The following is a 1,743-nucleotide window of genomic DNA, read 5'->3' on the forward strand; positions in this document are numbered from 1 at the left end:
AGTTAAACAAAAGTTAGATTCTCTTTTTAAAAGCACTTTTTCACACTCTACCTGTGAAAAAGTGTTGCAAACATAACGACTTAATCAAGATATAGCAATGCAGAATCGTACAAATGCATGGAAAATACCGTCTTTTGCACGATATTCCATGCTGTAGGAGCGATTTTCGATTAGTACCTAATGACTATGAACCTTTTTGTTTCTATTTTATTGTATGGAAAATAGTAATTTATAAACCTAAAAATGATATGGCGAATTTTTCAATTGTAGTTGTTCCAACTAAAAAATTATCAAATGGCAGACATCGAATAAGGATAGCCGTAGCACATCATTCTCAAACCAGATATATATCTACCCAATTTACTTTGGATTCTGCCAATCAACTAAAAAATGGTCGAGTAGTAAGGCATGAGAATGCAGCGAATATGAATGCCTGTCTTCGGAAACTAATCAATGAGTATGAAGAAATTGTTACATCGATCAGCTATTTACCAGCAATTTCATGTACCGAACTTATACGTATAATTACTTATGAACAAAAGAAAAAAGGTATAACCTTTCAAGCTGTTGCAAAAGAATACATGAATTTCATGAAAGGAGAAGAGCGGGAGAAATCTTATAAACTTTATAAGATAGCTTCCGAAAGATTAGTCAAATATATGAAAGGGGATTTTCCTTTAATTCAATTGACACCTATACATATCCAAGGATTTGCCAAAGTTCTTCACGAGGAGAATCTGGCAGATACAACTATCAGAATATATCTGACTTTAATAAAGGTGATAGTAAATTATGCCGGTAAGATGAATTATGTATCTTACTCCATTCATCCTTTTGTCCTCTTTAAGATGCCGACAAGTAATGTGCGGGAACTTGATTTGTCAATAGATGAACTGAAGAGAATACGTGATGTCCGGCTTTTAAAGTCTTCTTTATCCATGGTGAGAGATATTTTTATGCTTACTTATTATTTAGGCGGTATCAACCTGAGAGATTTATTAGCATATGATTTTAAAAATAAGAACGATATGCGTTATGTGCGTCACAAAACACGCAATAGCAAGAAGGGAGAAAATGAAATTGTATTTACTTTGCAGCCTGAAGCAAAAGTGCTTATAGATAAATATATGTCGAGAAATGGGCATTTGCAATTTGGTAAATATTCATCTTATAAACAAATATATAGTTTAGTCTTCCGACATATAAATAAGGTAACAGAACTTTCGGGGGTAAAGAAAAAGGTTACTTACTATTCCGCCCGAAAGACATTTGCACAACACGGATATGATTTAGGCATTCAAATTGAAAAAATAGAATACTGTATCGGACACAGTATGAAAAATAACCGTCCTATCTTTAATTATATTAAGATTATGCAAGAACATGCCGATAAGGTGTTCCGTGCCGTACTTGACCAATTGCTATAGTATAGATAGTTTTTCACTGCTATTTTTATTTCCTTCTTCTGCTAATCGATTTCATTCCGATCGCTATTCTTTTTTCGTTCCACTATAGTTATCCGCAAAGTATACTATAGTTACCCTTGCGGATAACTATAGTCAAACGCAAAGATAACTATAGTGGAACGAAGAAAGATTCGCATGCCGGATAACTCATAATAGGTAAAAAAGATATTAATGGTACTAATTGTTCAAATCCTATCCTCAATTGATTGCTATCTATATGTATCCGTTTGATTCACAGGTGGTTATGCTAAAAAGAGAATCTAACTTTTGTTTAACT

General features: G+C 33.2%; 1 protein-coding gene. It reads left to right on the forward strand.

Going from position 1 to position 1,743, the window contains the following annotated elements; genetic code table 11:
- Positions 1–248 precede the first annotated feature (248 nt).
- The gene (locus DW173_RS23605) at positions 249–1,427 is read left to right on the forward strand and encodes a tyrosine-type recombinase/integrase (RefSeq protein ID WP_008646122.1); all 1,179 of its coding nucleotides are present in this window, start codon (positions 249–251) and stop codon (positions 1,425–1,427) included.
- Positions 1,428–1,743 lie beyond the last annotated feature (316 nt).

It is taken from the genome of Bacteroides sp. AM16-13 (assembly GCF_003602705.1).
Classification (GTDB): Bacteria; Bacteroidota; Bacteroidia; order Bacteroidales; family Bacteroidaceae; genus Bacteroides; species Bacteroides xylanisolvens.

Bases quoted from the DNA above. Each gene is read 5' to 3' on its own strand.
- DW173_RS23605 (WP_008646122.1), top strand. From the start codon at position 249: ATGGCGAATTTTTCAATTGTAGTTGTTCCAACTAAAAAATTATCAAAT.